The organism is Marinicella gelatinilytica (assembly GCF_026410405.1).
Classification (GTDB): domain Bacteria; phylum Pseudomonadota; class Gammaproteobacteria; order Xanthomonadales; family Marinicellaceae; genus Marinicella; species Marinicella gelatinilytica.
Map to the genome: position 1 here is coordinate 16,135 of NZ_JAPMLN010000020.1, position 20,899 is coordinate 37,033.

The window sequence follows — 20,899 nt, forward strand, 5'->3', positions numbered from 1 at the left end:
TCATGTTTTTAAAAAATTGACCTTATAAAATGTGCGTTGACTTCTATTATTGATAACTGTTATTGTAATAAGGAAATCTTTCAAGACTGAGTTAAATTTAGACTTGAAAATAAGGGTCATAAGATTCACGGATTGGCAAAATTTGTGGTTTATATAATAAAAGCAATAAATAATATAAGGTGCGGTTTTGAAGCGAGCTATAAATATAGCCTTGGTTGGTTTTAATGGTTTTAGGTATCTTAATAACTTAAAATACCTCATTGAAAAACATGGCAATCATAAATTCAACTTTAAAGTGGTTGAAACCGGTGCGCAAGTCAGATTTGTCAATGCCGATAGCCCCGAAGGGCGTGACCACTTAACACGCCATCAGCCAAGTTTTACCACCCTTGTTGCCTCTGAAAAACCACTTAGCGATTCCCAATACGTTATCAATAAACCCATTAAATCCGCAGCCATCCATCAGTTATTAGATGTGGCCGGTTCGGCCTTCATTGATTCTCAACATGCACATACTCGGGATGACGCCAACACAGACAAAAAAGCAAAGCAAAACGTGACTAAGATGCCGGAATCTTTTGTAGAAAAGTCTGACAAGTCGGAAGATGTGTTACCCGGCGGAAAAGGGCAAGCGAAAGAAGAGTTAAGGTTTTATCAACCGCATGATTATTTACAAGGCCGTATTCTTCAAGCACTTTCCAAAAATAAGGGAAGCGATGATTGTATACGTTTTATCAAGCCCTATAGTCAATCAGAATTATTAATGACCATTTCCATCGCTGATGGTCTTGTTTATATGCCGGAAGGTGTGAATAAGATTGATAAGTTTTATGGCATTTTGATGGCCGGCACTGAGGTTAAAACGCAAATTGTTCAAATGGATAAAAATCATAAAAGTGAATTGTTTAGTTCCGGTTGTATGAGCTTAGATAAACTGATTTGGGATTCGGCGGTGGGCGCTTCTTTAGGGCGATTGCCAAAAAGTACTGACAGCAGTACCACCATAAAAATGAAATATTGGCCGAATTTATCTCGGTTGAAATTACGCGGTGGATTTACACAAATTGCGGCATTGTGGACACAAAATAGTTATTCCATTGGCCAGGTCAGAGACTTTTTGCCTCAATATTCACAGCAAATTAATGCCTTTTATGCGGCCGCATCTGCTTTGGATTTATTTGAAGGTGGTGAGCATTTGATGGTCACAGAAACTGCAAAAAAGGTGGATAAAGGCTTGTTTAACAGGTTATTTAAATGGATAAAATCTTAAATATGATAAATACATTAAACTTAAAAACATACATTATAAGTGGCCAGTTAATATGAAAAACAGTTATCAGAAAATAGTTATCGCAGGACCTGTGGGTTCCGGTAAAACCACGGCGGTGAATACCATGAGCGATATTCCGGTGGTTGGTACTGAAGTTAAGGCCAGTGATGAGACGAAGCTTTTAAAAGAAAACACCACCGTGGCCATGGATTACGGCACAGTGGCTTTGGGCGGTAAACAAAAGCTGCACATTTACGGCACCCCGGGTCAAAAAAGATTCGACTTTATGTGGGATATGTTGGGCGAAAACTGTATTGGCGTTGTTTTATTGGTGGATGCTTCGGCAAAAGATTTTAAAGAACAGTTGGCTTTCTTTTTAGGGAAATTTTCTGATTTGATTGCAAAATCTTCACTGGCCGTAGGCGTTACCAAAACAGACGAACCCGGAGCCGCTCAGTTTAGAGAGGTCAGAGAGGCCATAAGTGAAGAATTTAAGCGTTATCCGGTATTTGAAGTGGATGCCAGACACAAACCAGATTTGATGTTGCTGGTAGAGGCTTTGTTGTTTGTTATCGATCCGAAGATTCAAGTTGACGTGTCAGGTTAATGGAAAATTCAACAAACAAAGAGCATTACATTAATCCCACAGCTAAAGGTGTTTATCGTGCCATTATTAGCGCTGATGGAACTGCTTATGACGGCTTAATAAAACGCTTACTTAGATTCGAGCAGTCACCAAAAATTTCTAAAACCGGCTTGTGTGAGTTATTTGGTACGGCTAACTTTAAAGTGGCTTATCAAGCGCTCAAAGCGGCACATAAAGACGGTTTTGTTAGTTTGCTGTCAGAGCCGCGCGGAATTCCCAATTTACCCAGTGATGAGTTGCTTCATGACTATGTGGAACAACTGTTTCGAGGTTATGGTGCATTGTTGGTTAATGAGGAGGGGTTTGAGTTGGTTAATACCGGGTTCGACGACCAAGAAGCCGCTGCATTTGCGGCGATGGCCGGGGCTCTTTTTGGGTTTCAAGAAAGTAGAGTTAAACCATTAATCGAAAAGAAAATAATTAAATCAAGAATATGGAAGCTTTGTGGCTATAACGGCAAAGCCGAAGTGTCTTTTTATCCGTTAGTATCCGATCGACAAAATTACATGTTGGTCACCAAAGGCGGTGTGCTATTGAATCAAATTAATTTAACTGATTTGGCGCGCCTGTTATATATTAAATATTAAAACGTTAATACAGAAGAGGAACAATATGATTGTAGATAATTTCAATACCATTTTAGATGACTTAAATGGGTCATCAGCAGATATCGAGGCTTCGGCCATTATTTCCACAGACGGTCTGATTATGGCTTCACGCTTACATCATTCGATGGATGAAGATCGCATGGGCGCCATGAGTGCCGCGATGTTATCTCTGGGTGACCGCACCGCCAAAGAGTTGGAGCGTGGTGAGTTAAATCAAGTCTTGGTGAAAGGCGAAAAAGGCTATGTGTTAATGGCCTATGCCGGTAAAGACGCGGTGGTCACCGTATTGGCTAAACCCAATGCCAAATTGGGCTTAATTTTCTTGGACGTGAAGCGAGCGGCACAAGAAATTGAAAAGTTAGTTTAAGGGGGCTGTTATGATGAATGTCATGAAAAAAGAAGATGTGGTGGGCGACTATAAAGAGTACACCCTGTCACTTTATGACGGGTCTGAAAAAACAGTCTATGTGACCGACATTGAAAAACCTTTTCCGGAAGGTAAACTGATTGTTTCGAGAACCGATACCCAAGGCATTATTACCCATTGTAATGAGGCTTTTGTGTTTATGTCTGGCTGGAAAGAAGAAGAATTGATTGGTCAGCCGCAAAATATATTAAGACACCCTGACATTCCTAAAGCAGTGTTTAAAGATATATGGGATACCTTGGGTGCCAATAAAAAATGGAGTGGCTACCTTAAAAACTTGCGTAAAGATGGCAGTTACTATTGGGTCAATGCCACAGTTATTCCAAATGTGAGAAATGGTGAGGTTGTTGGTTATGCGTCAGTCAGACGTAAGCCTGCCGCCAATCAAATTAAAAAAATTGAAGTTGAATACGCAAAAATGCGTGAACAAGAAGGAGGTGCCTCATGAAATATAATTTTACCGTTAGTCCGGATTTTCCACCGGAACGCATTGCCAGCTGGTATATCTTTAATACTTGGCTACAAAAAAAATTAGACATTGCTGTGCATTTAGAGCTTCACAATAATTTCAAAGAGTTACAGGCATCCATTGATAACGATGCGGTGGATATTATTTACACCAATCCCTTCGAAGCAGCCGGTTTAGTTCGGGATAAAGGCTTTATGCCGGTGGCCACGCCACAGGGTATATCTGATGAGGCTGTTATCGTGGTGGCGGCAGACAGCGATGTGGATAAGGTCGAAGACCTGAAACCGGGCGTCAAAGTGGCCTTAACCGATGATCAAGACGTCAATATGATCAGCATGATGATGTTAGAGCCGGCGGAATTAAATAAAGACAATATCGAGCTCAGTAATCAAGATAATTATGTGTTGGTGGCGAAACAATTAATGAACAAAAAAGCCGATGTCGGCTTCTTCTATAAAGCCGCTTACGATGAATTGTCAGGCATGATTAAAAGCCAATTAAAACCCTTAGTGACCAGTGAAATTTCGGTTATTAAGCACATGTTTTTAGTCAGCCCACGTTTTAAAGAACATCATGCCGCGCTTCAGGAAGCTTTGGTCACAATGAGTGATGATGATAAGGGCAAGCAAATTGTCACGGATTTAGGTTTTGAGGCCTGGGACAAACAAACCCAAGAAGAAACCGAGTTTATGATTGATTTAATGGATACCCTTAAATAATGACATAAGCCAATCAATAAGACGTTCCGCTCACTATAGTGACGTCTTTTTGTTTAAACAACCGGAAAATACAGGTACTTATTATGGCTGATATGAAAAAACAAGACATCGTGGGTGATTTCAAAGAGTACACCCTGTCACTTTATGACGGATCTGAAAAAACAGTCTATGTAACCGAGGTGGAAACCCCTTTTCCTGAAGGCAAATTGATTGTATCAAGAACCGATACATCAGGCGTAATTACCCATTGTAATGATGCGTTTGTTTTTATGTCGGGCTATCAAGAAGATGAGCTGATTGGTCAGCCACACAGTATTCTCAGGCATCCTGATATCCCTAAAGCTGCTTTTAAAGATGCCTGGGACACCATTAACAATAAACAAAAATGGAATGGCTATATCAAAAACTTACGCAAGGATGGCGGTTTTTATTGGACATTCGCCACCATTATTCCCAATATCAGAAATGGTGAAATCGTCGGCTATGCGTCAGTAAGACGCAAACCGGCCATGAATAAAGTCGAACAAGCGAAAGCACTGTATCAAAAGATGTTGGCAGAAGAGCCTTAAGTCTTTATGTTTTTAAAAGTTCAGACCACTGTTGATAAATGGTGGCGTTGGCAAAGATTTCACGGTACTTGACAGCCGGCAGTTTTTCTTGCCACTGCTGTAAGGTTTTGATGACAAGTTCAGTGTTATGGCAATCAATCAGGGGGTTTTCGGGGTGTAAGATTTCTCTGGCAGCGCCGATATCATGAGCCAATACCGGTGTTTCTAAGGCATTGGCTTCTGCGTAAATAAGTCCGAAGGTTTCGGCGAAAGTGGTTTGTGGATAAAACACACATAAACTTTCAGCCACGTGTTGCCATAACTCCGCTTGTGGTAACGCGCCGAGAATGTGAACGCCGGGTTGTTGAATATCGATTTGATCGCGGTAGCCGGGATTGGCAATGTAAAGTTGCATGTCGGGCATTGCGGCTTTTACTTTTTGAAAGTGGCTCAGTACCTCAGTCAGTCCTTTGTTGGGCGCGGATAAAAAGATGAGTTTATTGGGATCGCGTTCAGTCGCTGTCTTTACATGGGGTTTTGGTACCGGATTGTAACCGTATTTTACCGGTAAAGTCGCTACGCCGATGGCTGACAGGAAGCGACCCAATGTATGTTCATGGAGTTGTTGTTCAAGGTGTTGGGCGTGGGTTTTTGAGTTACCGATTATTACGGATTGATGGGTGTGTTTAAAGAGTCGTTTAAATACAAATTCCCATTTTTTGTAGGTATGTAACCATAACAAGGTGCGGGCTTTTGGGAAGCAATGTTGCCATTGCTTTAGTTGTTGGTCTTTTCTGAGTACAACAATAACATCAACATGCTGGCTCTCATCAATCTGATTTGGGCCGATAAAATGAATGTTGCGTTGTTTGCTAGCCTGCTGTCTGGCTTGTTGATAAACCATAATGTGATGCTGTTGCGCGGCTAAAATAGCCGCCAGTCGCAATAAGCTGGATTCCGTGCCCCCAATCGCCTGCTGGCTTAAATTATCAAAATCATAACTTTTAGGATGACTGCTGTCGCAAAATAAGACATTCATCTAATTTTTTGGGCAAATTATTTCGTTGACGTCGATGTCGTCATTGTCAGCGATTAATGTTTGCGGATCAAAATCGCTGTCCTCACTTAAACTAAAATCAAGCCAAAATTCGGGCCATTGTTCTAAACGGGTTTCTTTTTCAACGGCAAAGCCTTTTTGTTTCATTTGATTAACACGATTATCAGCATTAAATGGCTCGCGATACAGGCCCAGAGAAATCGAGTTTTCATTGTTACCGGAAGTCACCACATAATAATCTTTAACAAAGGCTGCGGCCAATTCCCGGCCTTTTTTCAACGCTTCCTGACGACTTGGTAAGGCCGGAATGTAGACCCAGTAACCGGCTTCTTGGGTGGTGGTTATGCGCCGAATGGCTGATTTTAAAACATGTGGTTTTATATTTTCCGCCACACGTAAGGCAGTGGCTTCTTCGCTGTAAGGGCCGGCGGCAAAACAACGCATGTTAATTAAATCAGATGAAGTATTGGGGTCTTCGGATTTAAGGCTGTTATTTGTGGCCGCATTGAATGATTTGTTATTTGCTGACAATTCAGATAACAACACCAAGGGTTCAGCCTTGGGGTCAACAGCGGTAAACTCTTTTTTAGGTGCGTCGCTAAAGCGTTCGACCCAAATATAGAAGCCGATATTAAGCAACAATAAAGCAATAAATAAATAGCGCATAAAACCTAAAAAATATTGAGATTATAAATAAGTTAAAACAAGCCCCAGATTATAAAGGGCGAACCTTGACTTCGCCACTGCCAAAGCATTCGATTTGATCCTTTGTGATAATCTGAATTTCACCGGTTTCGCTTAAGCCGGCATAATCACCGTAAACACTGGTGTGACCTTGATGCAATTCCAATGAACAACCGCTTAAGCTATCCTGAGTTGACCATTCAGCCAGAAAAGGCGCCAGTCCATGCTGACAGAAGCGTTGATTGTAGTGTTTTAAGCGGTTCAACAAAACATCAATAAACACACCGCGGTCAGGCTTGTCGATTAAAGGCACGTTGCGGACCGGCTGATCAATGCTGGCCAGGGCGGTTTCAGATAAACACCAATTTAAGCCGATGCCGACAATGACTTCTGTTTCATGACTGTTTTTAGTGGCGCTGAGGTTAATTAAAATGCCGCCGAATTTTTGTCGCTCGACACATAAATCATTGGGCCATTTCAGTAAACGTTGTTCACGGCAACCAAAATGCCGCAAACAATCGGTAATCGCCAGAGCAGTGGTTAATTGATAGCCACTGAGTTTGGCGGCTTGAAGCGGCAAACAAAATCGATAAGACAAACTAATGGCTTGCCCCGGCGGACTGAGCCAGGAATGGCCACGTCGGCCTACGCCTGATTCTTGGCTGTCGGCAATCAAAACCTGATTGGCTGTAACTTGCTTTTGTGTTGAGTTAACACGGCTCAGCAAACTAATGTTGAGTTCGGGGTGGTTTTTTTGCAGACGTTCCGCATGACAGAATAAATCGTCAGCGACCGCAGGTGTTGTCGTATCCATATTCGCTTACGGCAAAGTAAGCAAAAAGTTTTTGATGTCGTTGAGTTCATTCATGTCGACACCATGTTGAATCGGATAGTGGTGCCAGTTCACTGTAAAACCCTGGTCTACCAATAATTGATGGCTTTTGTGACCTAATTGATAGGGAACCACCGGATCATGTTCGCCGTGAGCCATAAAAAATGGCGTGGTTTTGTTGGTCTCAATACCGGATTTATTGAGCACCTCGGGAATGGGCAAATAACAACTTAGCGCAATCACGGCAGCTAATTTATGCGGGCCGGTGAGTGCGATATGTAAGGCCATGGCGCCACCTTGTGAGAAGCCGGCGAGCACAATTTGCTCAGCCTTAAAACCGTGTTTAATTTGCTCAGCTATTAATTTATTGATTTGTTTCGCTGAGGTGGTTATGCCTGCTTCATCCACTTGTCGATTAATGTCCATGGCGGTGATGTCGTACCACGCTCGCATGGCCATGCCGCCGTTAATGGTCACCGGTTGCACCGGTGCATGGGGAAATATGAATTTAAATGTATGTTTGGGGTTATTAAACTGCGGTACCACCGGCTCAAAGTCATGGCCATCAGCACCCAGGCCATGTAACCATATAATGACGTAATCAGGATTGTCGCCGGTGTTGGCAGTGATAAATTCGAGCATGTTAATTGTTGTCATCTTTGGGGATGCGTTCTATTATAGCTTGTGACCATTTAGATGATAGATAAGCATGATAATTTTCACGAAAAAACACCGATTGAAGTCTAAAACTGTCAGTTACTTTAAGCTGTTGGGCTTATTGTTATTGACAACTGCGTTAAGTGGCTGTGGCAATAAAGGCGATTTGTACCACCCGCAAGATGAGACAACCAGTCAAACCAATATAAACAGCTTGCATCCGGTCTACCATGAAGCCACGTTATCACTTTGAAAAAATGCACGGTCTAGGCAATGACTTTATGCTGCTGGATGCAGAGTGTCAGGACCAAACACTTACCTTACCACCCACAAAGGAAGCCATTTGTCGCTGGTCTGATCGCCGCCTGGGTATCGGGTTTGACCAGCTAATTTATTTATATAAGGATAATGGTCAGCAATGTTACCAGTTTTTTAATGCCGATGGCGGTGCCGCGCAACAATGCGGTAATGGTCAGCGAGCCATTGCTTTGTATCTAAAAAATAAACAACACACCATGCCATTAACCGTTGATGGTGCCGGTGGGAAGGTGCAGTTAAACCATAAGAGTGACGATCACATTGCCATTACATTGGCGCAGAGTTATCGCCATGAAAAACGTCAGCTTAGTTTAGTGGGAACACCGGTGACAGCTTATCTTGTGGATGTTGGTAATCCGCATTGCGTGGTTATGAGTGCTGATATTGAGACAGAACCCCTGAATGAAAAAGCGGCTTTAATCAATGCTTATTTCAGTGATGGCGTGAATTTCGAAGTGATGCAGATAATGGCGGACAATCATGTCTGCATTCGTGTTCATGAACGGGGTGTCGGTGAGACTTTGGCCTGCGGCAGCGGTGCAGCTGCGGTCGCGGTTGTGATGCGACATTATTTTCAGGGAGATCAGAATATCAAGGTGTCGATGCCCGGTGGTGATTTACAGGTTTCACTGGCTGATGATTGTGATAGAATCACCCTCACTGGACCGGCTCGGTCGGTTTATCAAGGACAAATTTATGACTAATTCAATTTCTAAAAAAGACATTGTGGCCTACTTGCAAGCTAATCCGACTTTTTTTGCGGAGCATCCGGCTTTATTGCAGGAATTAACCGTGCCTGATGAACAGGGCCAATTACAGCAAATGGCCACTTTTCAGGCGAGAACACTGCAGCATCAAAATCGGCAACTAAAAAATCAAATGAAACAGCTCATTCATCATGCCAAACTGAATGAAGTTCTGATGAATCGTGTTTATGAGTTATTGGTGGAGTTGGCTGTCAGTGATAAGCACGATTTTTTACATCGTTTCGTCAATTTTGTGCAGGATCATTTTGCCAGCGATTATTTTAAACTGAGTTGTCGAAATGAATTTTTACATGAATTGCCGAGTACGATTTGTGAACCGTTAACCGCTGCTCAGAAAAGCCAATTCACCGTGTTTCAACATCAAATAGAGCCTTTGTCAGGACGCTTGCCGCAGTCACAGATTGAAGCCATGTTTGGTGGTCATAAAGATATTCGTTCTGCCATTATTATACCCTTGGGCCCACAGGCAACGTATGGTTTAATGGGTTTTGCCAGCTGTGATGAGGAAAAGTTTATGCCCCATTCGGCCAGTGATATTCTGCAAAAATTGGGACACATTGTTAGTCATTTTTTTGCCGCTGAATGCAATCATGAAACAAGCCAAGCCATGTCTTGAATCTTACTTAGTCTATTTAGCAGATTTTCGACAATTGTCACCACATTCTGTGGCTGCGTCACGCCGCGATATAAAAAAATTCATAGCAAGCTTGACGCCCGATTTATCTGCGAATTTAGCAGACGTTAATAGTGATCATGTTCGCAGCTTTCTTCGACAGCAATCGAGCCAAGGTTTGGCCGCTAAAACTGTGGCCAGGTATCGGTCGAGTTTGGTCAATTTCTTTGATTTTTTGCAACAGGCGCCCAATTGCCCGGTCAATAATAACCCCGTGAGTTTGGTGAATGCACCAAAAATAGGGCGCAAGTTACCCGAAGTTTTGGATGTGGATAATGTCTTTAAATTATTATCCATTCCTGAAAATACAGCACTGGAGCGTCGGGACAAGGCTTTACTTGAATTGTTTTATTCCTCAGGCCTGCGTTTATCGGAACTCAGTCGATTACAATGGTGCGACATTAATATCCCTGAAGGTTTGGTGCGGTTGTTGGGTAAAGGCCAAAAAACCCGAGTGGTGCCGGTGGGTGCAGCGGCGCTTAAGGCGTTGTTAAACTGGAAAAATGAGTGTCAGGTAATGAACCAAGACAGCATCGATTGGGTGTTTGTGTCTAATCGAGGCAGCCGACTCAAACCGCGCAGTATTCAGGCACGGGTCAAATACTGGGCGCAACAACAGGGATTGTGGCAGCGGGTTTATCCGCATTTGTTGCGCCATTCGTTTGCCAGTCATGTGCTTGAATCTTCCGGAGATCTGCGCGCAGTTCAAGACATGTTGGGTCATGTGGATTTGTCAACCACTCAAATTTATACCCATCTTAATTTTCAGCATCTGGCAGAGGTCTATGATCGTGCTCACCCACGTGCGCGAAAAGCTTTAAAGGCGATAAAAAGCAACTCAGAGGATGCTGCTGACAAACGGTTTCTTTAATTTACACTAAAAACGTTGCTTTGCGCAGGTGTAGCCATTATAATGCACCCGCTTTTAGCAACGGCAATTGTGGCCATCAGATTGAGGTGGTTGTTTGTCTTGAATATGTGAGCCTTTAATGACCACAGAAATTTCCTGGCAAGAAGTCAAAAAGACGGTTTTTAAAATACCACTGTATCAAATGATGATTGGTGTTTTGACAGCCGTATTTTTTTGGCTATTTCAAAGCCAAGCAGCGGCGGTTTCGGCGTTGGCTGGCGCTGCCATCAGTGCCATAGGTTCTTTGACCTTTGCCTTTATTGTGGCTTGGCCGTTTGCGAAGGATCAGGCCATGGTGGGTAAAATGGCCAAAGGTGAAATCCTAAAATTTATTGTGATTGGTGCCTTGTTTTATTTGGCCGTCACACAGTTTTCGTTCCAATTAATGGCATTATTAATTGGATTTATTATCACCCTGTTAGCATTTTGGGTGGCTTTGTTAACCTCTTTTAAGTGAGATAAACGATGGCAAGTGGTGAGAATAGCGGCAGCGCTGGTGATTACATCAGCCACCATTTAGTAAACAATACCCAGGAATTGGTTGAAGGCAGCAGTTTCTGGACCATCAATGCCGACAGTGTGTTTTACACCATTTTACTGGCAGTTATATACTTATTATTTTTCCGAAGCGTGGCAAAGAAAGCCACCGCCGGCGTACCGTCCAAAACCCAAAACTTTGTGGAAATGATTCTGGGGTTTATTAATACCCAGGTCAATGATGTCTTTACCGGTTCCAGTAAGTTGGTCGCTCCTATGGCCTTAAGTATATTTATCTGGGTTTGGTTAATGAACTTTATGGACTTGTTGCCAATTGATTTAGTGCCTTGGTTGGGTACTTTGGTGGGGATTGAGTACATGAAAATTGTACCTTCCACGGACTTGAACATTGTCTTTGGTATGAGTTTTGGTGTTATGTTGCTGGTGTTTTATTACAGCTTCACCGTTAAAAAACCAACGGTATTGGGTTATCTGAAGGAATTTGTGACCCATCCATTTGCAGCCAACGGTTGGCTTGGTAAAATTTTACTGGCCGGGCCTAATCTATTTTTGAACTTAGTTGAAACCTTGGCAAAACCGGTTTCTTTGAGTTTGCGACTATTCGGTAATATGTACGCCGGCGAGTTAATTTTCATTTTGATTGCGGTGTTGACCGTTAATTATACATTCTCTGACTTCTTTACTGCCGGTGGCATAATGGTGTCAGTGATGCAATTTATTCTTGCCTTTGTGTGGGCGGTGTTCCACATTTTGATTATTACGTTGCAAGCCTATATTTTTATGATGTTGAGTGTGGTCTATATGAACATGGCCCATGAGACACATGAAGATCATTAACTTTAATATTTTTATTTAAAAAGGTAAATCGGAGAAAACGATGGAAAATTTAGCATTAATTGCACAGGTTCAAGGCATGACAGCCATTGCTGTTTCAATCATTCTGGGCTTAAGTGCCATTGGTACCGGTATTGGTTTGGGTATCTTAGGCGGCCGTTTGTTAGAATCAACAGCGCGTCAACCTGAATTAGCCCCTATGTTACAAGGTAAATACTTTCTGTTAATGGGTCTGCTTGATGCGGTTGCCATGATTGGTGTTGGTATCGCTTTGTTCTTTACGTTCAACAACCCATTATTGGCACCTATTACAGGTTAATATTAGCAACCCGCGACAGATAACCTCGGAGTACAAAAGATGAGCATTAACGCAACATTAATCATTCAAATGCTGGTTTTTTTCGCAGTCATTTGGATCACCATGAAGTACATCTGGCCGGTAATCTTGGGTGCTATGCAGGAGCGTGAACAGAAGATTGCAGACGGCTTAGCCGCCGGTGATCGTGCTGAGAAAGAATTACAACGCGCTAAAGCCAAAGTCGATACATTGATTATTGAAGCCAAAGAGCAGGCCGGGCAAATTAAAGACCAGGCCAATCAAGTGGCCAATAAAGTCAAAGACCAAGCTAAAAGCGATGCTTTGGCTGAAAAAGAACGACAATTGGCGGCAGCGGCAGCGGAAATTGAGCAACAAGCCAACCGCGCCCGCGAACAACTGCGTCAGCAAGTGGCTGCTTTAGCGGTGGCTGGCACTGAGAAACTAATCAGTAAAGAAGTTGACGCTAAAAAGCACGCCCAATTATTGGATGAATTAATCGCAGAGATTTAATCATGAGTGAGTTGATAACCCTAGCCAGACCCTATGCCAAAGCGGCCTATGAGTTTGCCAAATCAGTGGATAAAGTAGCTGACTGGCAAAAGCAGTTAGCTGTGGCCGCCGGAATGGCAGAGCATGACGTTGCGGCAGCTATTTTCAGTGATCCTGATGTAACTGATGCCCAATTAGTCACGCTAATTGCCGGCGATGATAGTGATGAACATTATCAGAACTTTATCAAGCTAATGATAGAGAATGACCGTTTGTCTTTATTGCCGGATGTGGCACAACTCTATCAGTATTACTATGAGCAAGATTCAGGCGCCCAGACGGTGGATGTATATGCAGCTGCCCCCTTATCCGATGACCAGCAACAACGCTTGGTTGAGGCCTTAAGTCGTCGCACCGGAAAGGACATTAGTCTTCACATTGAGGTTGATGAAACTTTATTGGGTGGCGCCAAAATATACTGCGGTGATTTAGTCATCGATGGCACCTTAAGTGGTAAAATCGAACGGTTAAAAACAGAACTTTTTAATTAATTTTTTTAGCGATAATCGTTAAAAAAGAAGCAACGAGGAGCACCAATGCAAACGACATTGAATCCATCAGAAATTAGTGAACTGATTAAAGGTCGAATAAAAGACTTTAAGGTTCAATCAGAGGCCCGTACGGAAGGCACCATTGTCAGTGCCCAAGACGGAATTGTACGGATCCACGGCTTAGCCGATGCCATGCAGGGTGAAATGATTGAATTACCCGGTGACACCTTTGCACTGGCCTTGAATCTGGAAAGAGATTCTGTTGGTGCGGTTATTTTGGGTGATTACGGTCATATCTCCGAAGGTGATAAAGCCAAGTGTACCGGCCGAATTTTGGAAGTCCCGGTAGGCCCTGAATTATTAGGCCGCGTGGTCGATTCTTTGGGTAACCCCATTGATGGTCACGGCCCGATTAAAACCAAGTTGACTTCACCCATTGAAAAGATTGCCCCAGGTGTAATTGACCGTAAATCGGTTGATCAACCGGTACAAACCGGATTGAAATCAATCGACGCCATGGTGCCGATCGGACGTGGTCAACGTGAATTAATCATTGGTGACCGTCAAACCGGTAAAACTGCTGTTGCTGTTGACGCCATTATTAATCAAAAAGGCACCGGTGTTGTGTGTATTTATGTGGCGATTGGTCAGAAACGTTCTTCTGTCGCTTCTTTGGTTCGTAAATTGGAAGAGCACGGCGCCATGGAACACACCATTGTTGTTGCCGCCACTGCTTCTGATTCAGCAGCCATGCAATACATAGCCCCTTACGCGGGTTGTGCCATGGGTGAGTATTACTTAGACCGTGGTGAAGATGCCTTAATTACTTATGATGATTTGACCAAACAAGCTTGGGCTTATCGTCAGATTTCATTGTTGTTAAAACGTCCGCCGGGTCGTGAAGCTTATCCGGGTGATGTTTTTTACTTGCATTCACGTTTATTGGAACGTGCTGCTCGCGTTAACGCTGATTATGTTGAACGTTTTACAGACGGTAAAGTCAAAGGTAAAACCGGCTCTTTGACGGCATTACCGATTATTGAAACCCAAGCTGGTGACGTTTCTGCCTTTATTCCAACCAACGTAATTTCGATTACTGATGGTCAGATTTTCTTAGGCACTGACTTGTTTAACTCAGGTATTCGACCTGCGATTGATGCCGGTTTATCGGTATCTCGTGTGGGTGGTGCTGCGCAAACCAAAATCATTAAGAAGTTAGGTGGTGGTGTGCGTTTGGCCTTGGCTCAATACCGTGAATTGGCTGCTTTTGCGCAGTTTGCATCTGATCTCGATGAAACCACACGTTCGCAATTAGAACGAGGCCAACGGGTGACGGAACTGATGAAACAAAAACAATATTCACCCATGAATGTGGCTGAAATGGCTGTTTCATTGTATGCCGTGGATCGTGGCTTTATGGACAAAGTCGCTATGGATAAAATCATCGACTTTGAACAGGCTTTGATTGCGCACATGAACAATACCCAAGAAGATTTGATGAAACAAATCAACGAAACCGGTGATTTCAATGACGCCATTGAAAATAAATTAAAAGCCGGTGTTGAAGACTTTATCAAAACAGGCAGTTATTAAAGTAAACCTTTTAGGTAATTAATATGGCAGTTGGCAGAGAAATTGTAACCAAAATCAAAAGCGTTCAGTCCACCCGTAAGGTGACCACCGCTTTAGAAATGGTGTCGGCGAGTAAAATTAAAAAAGCCCAAGAGCAAATGGAAGCATCACGTCCTTATGTTGGTAAGATAAAGGAAATGATTAACCATTTGGCCCAGGCTTCGCCTGAATACAAGCATCCCTTTATGCAAGATCAAGAAGCTGATCGTGTCGGTTATATCATTATCTCAACCGATCGTGGCTTATGTGGCGGTTTAAATGCAAACCTGTTTAAAAAAGCCGTTATCAACATGCGCGATTGGGAAACCAAAGGCAAAAAAATTGATGTGGTCACGGTGGGCAATAAGGCCACTTCCATGTTCAAAAACAGCAGCGTTAATTTACAGGCTAATATTTCATCTTTGGGCGACAACCCGAAGCTGACGGAATTAATCGGTGTGGTTAAAGTCATGTTAGACGCATTTATGGACGGCAAAGTCAGCCAAGTCTATTTAGTTTACAACGACTTTATTAATACCATGACGCAACAGGCCACAGTAGAACAATTACTGCCGTTACCTGCCGGTGAAGAAACCATCGCCCGTAATAATTGGGATTACCTGTATGAGCCCGATGCCAAAGAGGTTTTGGATAATCTCATGACCCGATACATTGAATCATTGGTTTATCAAGGGGTTTTGGAAAATCTGGCTTCTGAGCATGCCGCCCGCATGGTGGCGATGAAATCAGCCACAGATAATGCCAGTGATTTAATTAAAGATCTGCAGTTGGTTTACAACAAAGCCAGACAAGCAGCCATTACACAAGAAATTTCAGAAATTGTCAGCGGTGCAGCCGCAGTATAGGAGAAGTCAGATATGAGTTCAGGTAATATTGTACAAATCATTGGTGCGGTGGTTGACGTGGAATTTCCACGTGACGCGGTACCAAAAATTTATGATGCCTTAAAAATTGGCGAAACCAACACCACCTTAGAAGTTCAACAACAACTGGGTGACGGTGTGGTGAGAACCATTGCTTTGGGTTCAACTGACGGTCTCAAACGTGGTTTAAAAGTAGACAACACCGGTAGCGCCATTACCGTGCCTGTCGGTGAAAAAACCCTCGGCCGAATCATGGACGTACTGGGCGATCCAATTGACCGTGAAGGACCAATTGGTGAAGAACAGCGTTGGGAAATTCACCGCGAAGCGCCTGCCTATGATGAGCAAGCAGCCAGTGACGAAATATTGGAAACGGGTATTAAAGTCATCGACTTAATCTGTCCATTCGCCAAAGGTGGTAAGGTCGGATTATTCGGTGGTGCCGGTGTTGGTAAAACCGTTAACATGATGGAACTGATTCGAAACATCGCCATTGAGCATGCCGGTTACTCAGTATTTGCCGGTGTTGGTGAGCGAACCCGTGAAGGTAACGACTTTTACTACGAGATGAAGGAATCTAACGTATTGGATAAGGTGGCCCTGGTCTACGGTCAGATGAATGAGCCACCGGGTAACCGTTTGCGTGTGGCTTTAACGGGTTTGACTATTGCTGAATATTTCCGTGATGAAGGTCGTGACGTGTTAATGTTTATTGATAACATTTACCGTTATACCTTAGCGGGAACAGAAGTATCTGCATTATTAGGTCGGATGCCATCAGCGGTAGGTTATCAGCCTACATTGGCTGAAGAAATGGGTAAGCTCCAAGAGCGTATTACCTCCACAAAAACCGGTTCTATTACTTCAATTCAGGCGGTCTATGTACCTGCTGATGACTTGACTGATCCGTCACCTGCCACTACCTTTGCTCACTTGGACGCCACTGTGGTACTGTCGCGTTCTATTGCTGAGTTGGGTATTTATCCGGCGGTTGATCCATTGGATTCAACGTCACGTCAGTTAGACCCACAAATGGTTGGTGAAGAGCATTATGAAACTGCGCGAGCAGTCCAAGGTACTTTACAGCGCTATAAAGAGTTGAAAGATATTATTGCCATTTTGGGTATGGACGAATTATCTGAAGAAGATAAACAATCGGTATATCGTGCCCGTAAAATTGAACGTTTCTTCTCACAACCTTTCTTCGTAGCCGAAGTATTTACCGGATCACCCGGTACTTACGTCTCATTGAGTGAAACCATCCGTGGCTTTAAAGGCATTATTGCCGGTGAATATGATCATATCCCGGAACAAGCCTTCTACATGGCTGGTAGCATTGATGAAGTGCTCGAAAAAGCAGAAAAAATGAAAGCAAAAGCAGCTTGAGGATAATTTGATGTCAACCATAAAATGTGAGATTGTCAGTGCCGAAAATGCCATATACTCCGGTGATGTAGCGATGGTGATTGCCAGCGGTGTATCCGGCGAACTCGGCATCGCACCACGTCACACGCCCCTGATAACCCAGTTAAAACCGGGGCAAGTCAGAGTGCACTTAAGTGATGGCAGTGAGCAGGAGTTTTATGTATCCGGAGGTATCTTAGAAGTGCAACCGCACTTAGTATCGGTGTTAGCCGATACCGCCATCCGAGCCAAAGACATCGACGAAGCGGCAGCCATTAAAGCCAAAGAAGAGGCTGAAAACCTGTTACAAGACAGCAACAAGCAATACGATTTAGCGCAGGTTCAAGCTGACCTGGCACAAGCTGTCGCACAAATCCAGGCCATCAGCCGCCTCAAGAAAAAGCTCAAAAGATAAACCCTGTGAACTAAATCAAAAAAAACCGGTATTAATTACCGGTTTTTTTGTGGCTAATAAATATGGAGAGGTTTATCTTTTGAGCACCGAGCGAAGCCGAGGTGTCTCCTGACGTTGAGTAATTATCAAAAAACATTCTCCCCAAAAGTTCAGAACACATTCTTAAATCCATCAGTATTCCAAAATCTCGTACCGGCTTTTTAGTGCCTTAAATTATTTATGGAAATATTTAATTGGGTTTATCTTTTGAGCACCGAGCGAAGCCGACGCCGCCAAGGATGGTGGTGTTAGAATCGAGACTGGATCAGAGATCGAGGTGTCTCCTTACGTTACGTTGTTGTTGAAAAAAACTCACACCAAAAATTCAGAACATATTCTTAAATCAATCAGAATTCCTAAATATGACTCCTGCTTTTTTGTGCACTCAAGTCTACTGTATTTACCCGTGGTGCATTTGGAAGAAACCAAAACAAATGTTGTCATATCGACCGAGCGAAGCGAGTGGAGATATCTCCCAAAGTTTAAAATTCTGGCTAAATTGAGGAGATTCCTCCATGCGCTTCGCTTAGTCGGAATGACGAGTCGTCTGTTTGGTTATTAAATCAAGTTTATTTACCATTTATCGCTCCAAATGCACCACGGGTGTATTTATATTTTTATACCGAGCTCCGACTCGGTATCTCCTGACGGTAAGTTGTTAATGAAAAATATTTCCATCAATAATTCAGAAATTATACTTGAATCCATCGGTGTTCCTGAACCTTGCTAGCGGTTTATTTGTGCCAAAAATACTTGATAAAAAATAATAAATTATGGCATCGAAACGATGAATAACAAATAATTAAAGACCAAAAATAAGGTATTAAAAATGCATAAATTTATAATCGGCGTTATCATGGGAATTATTATTACAGCTTTTTTCTATATAGCGGTGATGATTGATTCATCCACGGTCAAACTCCCTTTCACCATCATGGCTGTTTTGATTGCCTTGGTTGCAGTCACTATTTACTTGGCCTATCGATTTTACAAACAAGATTTAAGCAATAAATCCTGAGGATTGGTTGTAAGAAAGTCATCAGCGTTGTCAATGATTAATGAAACTCCATATCAATAACTCGACTCACTTAGCCGAATTTATCCACCTCAATGAGCTCTGGATCATACATTACTTTGAATTGGAGCCATCTGACAAAGAACTGGCTCAGCACCCTGAGAAAATAATGGAAGAGGGTGGTTACGTCTTCAGCCTGACAAAATCCGATAAAGTGGTGGGAGTTTGCGCCTTATTTAATAAAGGCCTTAATCTGTATGAATTAGCGCGCATGACAGTTCATCCTGATCATCGTGGCGAAGGTCTGGCACATCAATTAATGTCTGCTTGTTTTCAGCAGCTTAAAAAAATTAAAGCAAAGAAAGTCTATTTAATTTCGAACACAGAACTCAAAGCCGCCATAAAACTCTACCAACAACACGGTTTTATCACAACCCACCAAGGTCCACATCCGGATTATCAACGGGCGGATATCGTGATGGAAAAAAATTTACAAAATATAAGCTATTGAGTTCACAACGGCGTATCGTATGATTGGTTTCTTGTTTTAGAGAAAGTTTGTATCAAGTTGAATAACAACTTAAACTAAATAATAAATGGTGTCAGCATGAAATTTACAGCATCTCAGATATTTGTTTTGTTATGTTTAAATCTATTCATTGTTACTGCACAGGCGAGTTTTTTTATATACCCTTCGATGAACTGTTGGTCGAAGCTGAGCTGATTGTTACGGGTGAAATCATTGAAAAAGACTATGTCAAAAAAGAAACGCTGAAGAATTGGTCTATACGTAATCCCGTAACGGGACAAATGGAGACAAAATCAGAGATAAAAATGGGTGTATTTACTGATTATGAATTACATTTGGATGAGATCTTTAAGGGTTCAATTAAGGCGGATATCATTCACATAGAAGAATCGGGTGGTTGTTATGATGGGATTTGCGCAACGGCCAGTACCGGTTATCAATATGAGATTGGCGACCAGGTTTTTATCTTGTTAAAGAAAAGAGCTGACAGGCCTTTTTATCAATCCACGCGGCAGGGTTATACCGCTTATTATCTGTCAGATGATGGCAGAATATATAAAAGTCACGAGTCGTTAGAAATTATTAATGGCGCTGGCTTTGAACGCTCACCTCCGCCTGAACCTGAAACTTTGGAGGAAATCGAGGCTATGTTAAATATTCAGCCGATCCATTAACATGCAATTCTGGGTGGTTTTCTGAGTTTAAATCAGTGACTTCACCCAATGAATAATATCAGCGGCCGTTCTTAATCCGGAAAGGCGATCCAACTCATGGCCATTTTTGAAGGCCACCAGTGTTGGCAGGCTGCGAATGCCATGTTCTGCGGCAGCTTGTTCGTGCTGATCGGTTTGGATTTTAGCAAAACGCACTGTGGGTAATTTTTGAGCGGCGTGATAAAAATTGGGCGTCATCATCAGGCACGGCTGGCACTGGTGTAGTGTTTTAAATATACACGCGTTATGAGAACCAGCCACATGCCTCATAACAAGGCATCGTTTGCAGTTAATGGCCAAAGTCCTTAATAAGAACGATAACGCCGAAATGAGGCATGTGGCTGATTCCCGAAGGGTGAACCATAAAACAGCCATCTATGGCGTTACGTTTCCTTGTAATATGAATAACTATTACTGCAAAAACAAGCCTTGTAGCTGACTATTTTATGATTCACTCATGACGTGTATATATTTAAAACACTACACATAGCCCAAAAGTCGATAATCACCAATGGCTCATTATTACTTATAAACTTGGACAGAGATTTATTATTGAGCTCACTGGGTTCTCCCACGTTCAGTGATTGATGACAGCTGCCGAAGATCAATTCAGCTATTAGGCCACCAATCAAAACGGCAACTATTCACCTACCGATGTGTTTATCAATATTATTGATGACCTGATTTTTTCAGAATTTGATTATGGTTTTCTCGAGATTAATATCAAATTCTGAGTCGTTTTCAAATCTGTTAAAATGAGGGAATGACTATGAATGAAAATTATGAAATGTAAATTATGTAATAAAGATTCTACAAAGCTTGCCAAAGCACATATATTTCCAAAGGGTTTTTTTAAAAAACTACCTGAAAAAACAAACTTGAATTCAAGTAATAAGTGCAATTTAATCATGCAGCAAGTAAATCGACTTGCTGCCCCATAAATAATTCATTCGGAGATTTCCCGCCTCTTGTTTTCCGTGGTCTGTTATTCAGGCAATCCATTACGTGTTCTA

Annotated in this window: 28 protein-coding genes; 23 read left to right on the forward strand and 5 right to left on the reverse strand. The window is 42.5% G+C overall.

The genetic code is table 11. The features are described from left to right. The first annotated feature begins 187 nt into the window (after positions 1–187). The 7 genes from OS173_RS12230 (at position 188) to OS173_RS12260 (ending at position 4,708) form a co-directional block, all read left to right on the forward strand. Positions 188–1,270, forward strand: coding sequence for a hypothetical protein (locus tag OS173_RS12230; RefSeq protein ID WP_267184577.1), 1,083 nt, complete (start codon positions 188–190; stop codon positions 1,268–1,270). 52 nt (positions 1,271–1,322) lie between these two features. Further along, a complete protein-coding gene (locus OS173_RS12235; protein ID WP_267184578.1) occupies positions 1,323–1,877 on the forward strand; it encodes a GTP-binding protein in 555 nt (184 codons plus the stop codon). After that, complete coding sequence (locus OS173_RS12240; protein ID WP_267184579.1) at positions 1,877–2,503, forward strand: hypothetical protein; 627 nt, start codon at positions 1,877–1,879, stop codon at positions 2,501–2,503. The genes OS173_RS12235 and OS173_RS12240 overlap by 1 nt, the downstream gene beginning before the upstream one ends. A gap of 25 nt (positions 2,504–2,528) precedes the next feature. Next, a complete protein-coding gene (locus OS173_RS12245) occupies positions 2,529–2,891 on the forward strand; it encodes a roadblock/LC7 domain-containing protein (RefSeq protein ID WP_267184580.1) in 363 nt (120 codons plus the stop codon). Positions 2,892–2,913: 22 nt separating this feature from the next. After that, a complete protein-coding gene (locus tag OS173_RS12250) occupies positions 2,914–3,399 on the forward strand; it encodes a PAS domain-containing protein (protein ID WP_267184581.1) in 486 nt (161 codons plus the stop codon). After that, positions 3,396–4,139 (forward strand): phosphate/phosphite/phosphonate ABC transporter substrate-binding protein, encoded by a 744-nt coding sequence (locus tag OS173_RS12255; RefSeq protein ID WP_267184582.1) that lies wholly within the window; start codon positions 3,396–3,398, stop codon positions 4,137–4,139. Before OS173_RS12250 ends, OS173_RS12255 begins: the two co-directional genes overlap by 4 nt. A gap of 83 nt (positions 4,140–4,222) precedes the next feature. Further along, positions 4,223–4,708 carry a PAS domain-containing protein gene (locus OS173_RS12260; RefSeq protein ID WP_267184583.1) on the forward strand — a complete coding sequence of 162 codons (486 nt, stop codon included), beginning with the start codon at positions 4,223–4,225 and terminating at the stop codon, positions 4,706–4,708. A gap of 4 nt (positions 4,709–4,712) precedes the next feature. Here the strand turns inward: OS173_RS12260 and OS173_RS12265 are convergent, their stop codons facing one another. Genes OS173_RS12265 through OS173_RS12280 form a run of 4 tightly spaced genes read right to left on the reverse strand, consistent with a single transcriptional unit; the run spans position 4,713 to position 7,917 of the window. Continuing rightward, positions 4,713–5,726 carry a glycosyltransferase gene (locus OS173_RS12265; protein WP_267184584.1) on the reverse strand — a complete coding sequence of 338 codons (1,014 nt, stop codon included), beginning with the start codon at positions 5,724–5,726 and terminating at the stop codon, positions 4,713–4,715. Then, positions 5,727–6,410 (reverse strand): hypothetical protein, encoded by a 684-nt coding sequence (locus OS173_RS12270; RefSeq protein ID WP_267184585.1) that lies wholly within the window; start codon positions 6,408–6,410, stop codon positions 5,727–5,729. It lies immediately after the preceding gene. Between the two features lie 49 nt (positions 6,411–6,459). Continuing rightward, complete coding sequence (locus tag OS173_RS12275; protein ID WP_267184586.1) at positions 6,460–7,242, reverse strand: biotin--[acetyl-CoA-carboxylase] ligase; 783 nt, start codon at positions 7,240–7,242, stop codon at positions 6,460–6,462. Positions 7,243–7,248: 6 nt separating this feature from the next. Beyond that, positions 7,249–7,917 (reverse strand): alpha/beta hydrolase, encoded by a 669-nt coding sequence (locus OS173_RS12280; protein WP_267184587.1) that lies wholly within the window; start codon positions 7,915–7,917, stop codon positions 7,249–7,251. 52 nt (positions 7,918–7,969) lie between these two features. On the opposite strand from OS173_RS12280, the gene lptM reads away from it, so the two are divergent. The 16 genes from lptM to OS173_RS12360 all read left to right on the forward strand — a co-directional run bounded on the left by lptM (position 7,970) and on the right by OS173_RS12360 (position 19,847). Next, positions 7,970–8,170: an LPS translocon maturation chaperone LptM gene (gene lptM, locus OS173_RS12285; protein WP_267184588.1), complete on the forward strand. Its 201-nt coding sequence runs from the start codon at positions 7,970–7,972 to the stop codon at positions 8,168–8,170. Continuing rightward, entirely contained in the window at positions 8,148–8,939 is a 792-nt protein-coding gene (gene dapF / locus OS173_RS12290) for a diaminopimelate epimerase (protein ID WP_267184589.1), read from the forward strand. Before lptM ends, dapF begins: the two co-directional genes overlap by 23 nt. Beyond that, on the forward strand, positions 8,932–9,618 hold the full coding sequence (locus OS173_RS12295) for a DUF484 family protein (RefSeq protein WP_267184590.1): 687 nt from the start codon (positions 8,932–8,934) through the stop codon (positions 9,616–9,618). The genes dapF and OS173_RS12295 overlap by 8 nt, the downstream gene beginning before the upstream one ends. Then, positions 9,593–10,546, forward strand: a complete 954-nt coding sequence (locus tag OS173_RS12300) for a tyrosine recombinase XerC (protein WP_267184591.1) — start codon at positions 9,593–9,595, stop codon at positions 10,544–10,546. Before OS173_RS12295 ends, OS173_RS12300 begins: the two co-directional genes overlap by 26 nt. A gap of 118 nt (positions 10,547–10,664) precedes the next feature. Beyond that, positions 10,665–11,042, forward strand: a complete 378-nt coding sequence (locus tag OS173_RS12305; protein ID WP_267184592.1) for an ATP synthase subunit I — start codon at positions 10,665–10,667, stop codon at positions 11,040–11,042. A gap of 8 nt (positions 11,043–11,050) precedes the next feature. Next, positions 11,051–11,920 carry a F0F1 ATP synthase subunit A gene (atpB, locus tag OS173_RS12310; protein WP_267184593.1) on the forward strand — a complete coding sequence of 290 codons (870 nt, stop codon included), beginning with the start codon at positions 11,051–11,053 and terminating at the stop codon, positions 11,918–11,920. 40 nt (positions 11,921–11,960) lie between these two features. After that, entirely contained in the window at positions 11,961–12,236 is a 276-nt protein-coding gene (gene atpE / locus OS173_RS12315; protein ID WP_188364159.1) for a F0F1 ATP synthase subunit C, read from the forward strand. 39 nt (positions 12,237–12,275) lie between these two features. Continuing rightward, complete coding sequence (locus OS173_RS12320; protein ID WP_267184594.1) at positions 12,276–12,746, forward strand: F0F1 ATP synthase subunit B; 471 nt, start codon at positions 12,276–12,278, stop codon at positions 12,744–12,746. Positions 12,747–12,748: 2 nt separating this feature from the next. Continuing rightward, the gene (locus tag OS173_RS12325; RefSeq protein ID WP_267184595.1) at positions 12,749–13,276 is read left to right on the forward strand and encodes a F0F1 ATP synthase subunit delta; all 528 of its coding nucleotides are present in this window, start codon (positions 12,749–12,751) and stop codon (positions 13,274–13,276) included. 45 nt (positions 13,277–13,321) lie between these two features. Continuing rightward, positions 13,322–14,869, forward strand: a complete 1,548-nt coding sequence (gene atpA, locus OS173_RS12330; protein WP_267184596.1) for a F0F1 ATP synthase subunit alpha — start codon at positions 13,322–13,324, stop codon at positions 14,867–14,869. Between the two features lie 23 nt (positions 14,870–14,892). Continuing rightward, positions 14,893–15,753: a F0F1 ATP synthase subunit gamma gene (gene atpG / locus OS173_RS12335; RefSeq protein WP_267184597.1), complete on the forward strand. Its 861-nt coding sequence runs from the start codon at positions 14,893–14,895 to the stop codon at positions 15,751–15,753. A 12-nt stretch (positions 15,754–15,765) separates the two neighbouring features. Continuing rightward, positions 15,766–17,157 carry a F0F1 ATP synthase subunit beta gene (gene atpD, locus OS173_RS12340; protein ID WP_267184598.1) on the forward strand — a complete coding sequence of 464 codons (1,392 nt, stop codon included), beginning with the start codon at positions 15,766–15,768 and terminating at the stop codon, positions 17,155–17,157. Between the two features lie 10 nt (positions 17,158–17,167). Next, a complete protein-coding gene (locus OS173_RS12345; RefSeq protein WP_323373191.1) occupies positions 17,168–17,590 on the forward strand; it encodes a F0F1 ATP synthase subunit epsilon in 423 nt (140 codons plus the stop codon). 868 nt (positions 17,591–18,458) lie between these two features. Further along, the gene (locus OS173_RS12350; RefSeq protein ID WP_267184600.1) at positions 18,459–18,647 is read left to right on the forward strand and encodes a hypothetical protein; all 189 of its coding nucleotides are present in this window, start codon (positions 18,459–18,461) and stop codon (positions 18,645–18,647) included. Positions 18,648–18,687: 40 nt separating this feature from the next. Next, a complete protein-coding gene (locus OS173_RS12355) occupies positions 18,688–19,155 on the forward strand; it encodes a GNAT family N-acetyltransferase (protein WP_267184601.1) in 468 nt (155 codons plus the stop codon). A 131-nt stretch (positions 19,156–19,286) separates the two neighbouring features. Next, a complete protein-coding gene (locus OS173_RS12360) occupies positions 19,287–19,847 on the forward strand; it encodes a hypothetical protein (RefSeq protein ID WP_267184602.1) in 561 nt (186 codons plus the stop codon). Positions 19,848–19,874: 27 nt separating this feature from the next. Here the strand turns inward: OS173_RS12360 and OS173_RS12365 are convergent, their stop codons facing one another. Further along, positions 19,875–20,261 (reverse strand): thioredoxin family protein, encoded by a 387-nt coding sequence (locus tag OS173_RS12365; RefSeq protein ID WP_323373192.1) that lies wholly within the window; start codon positions 20,259–20,261, stop codon positions 19,875–19,877. Positions 20,262–20,899: the final 638 nt, after the last annotated feature.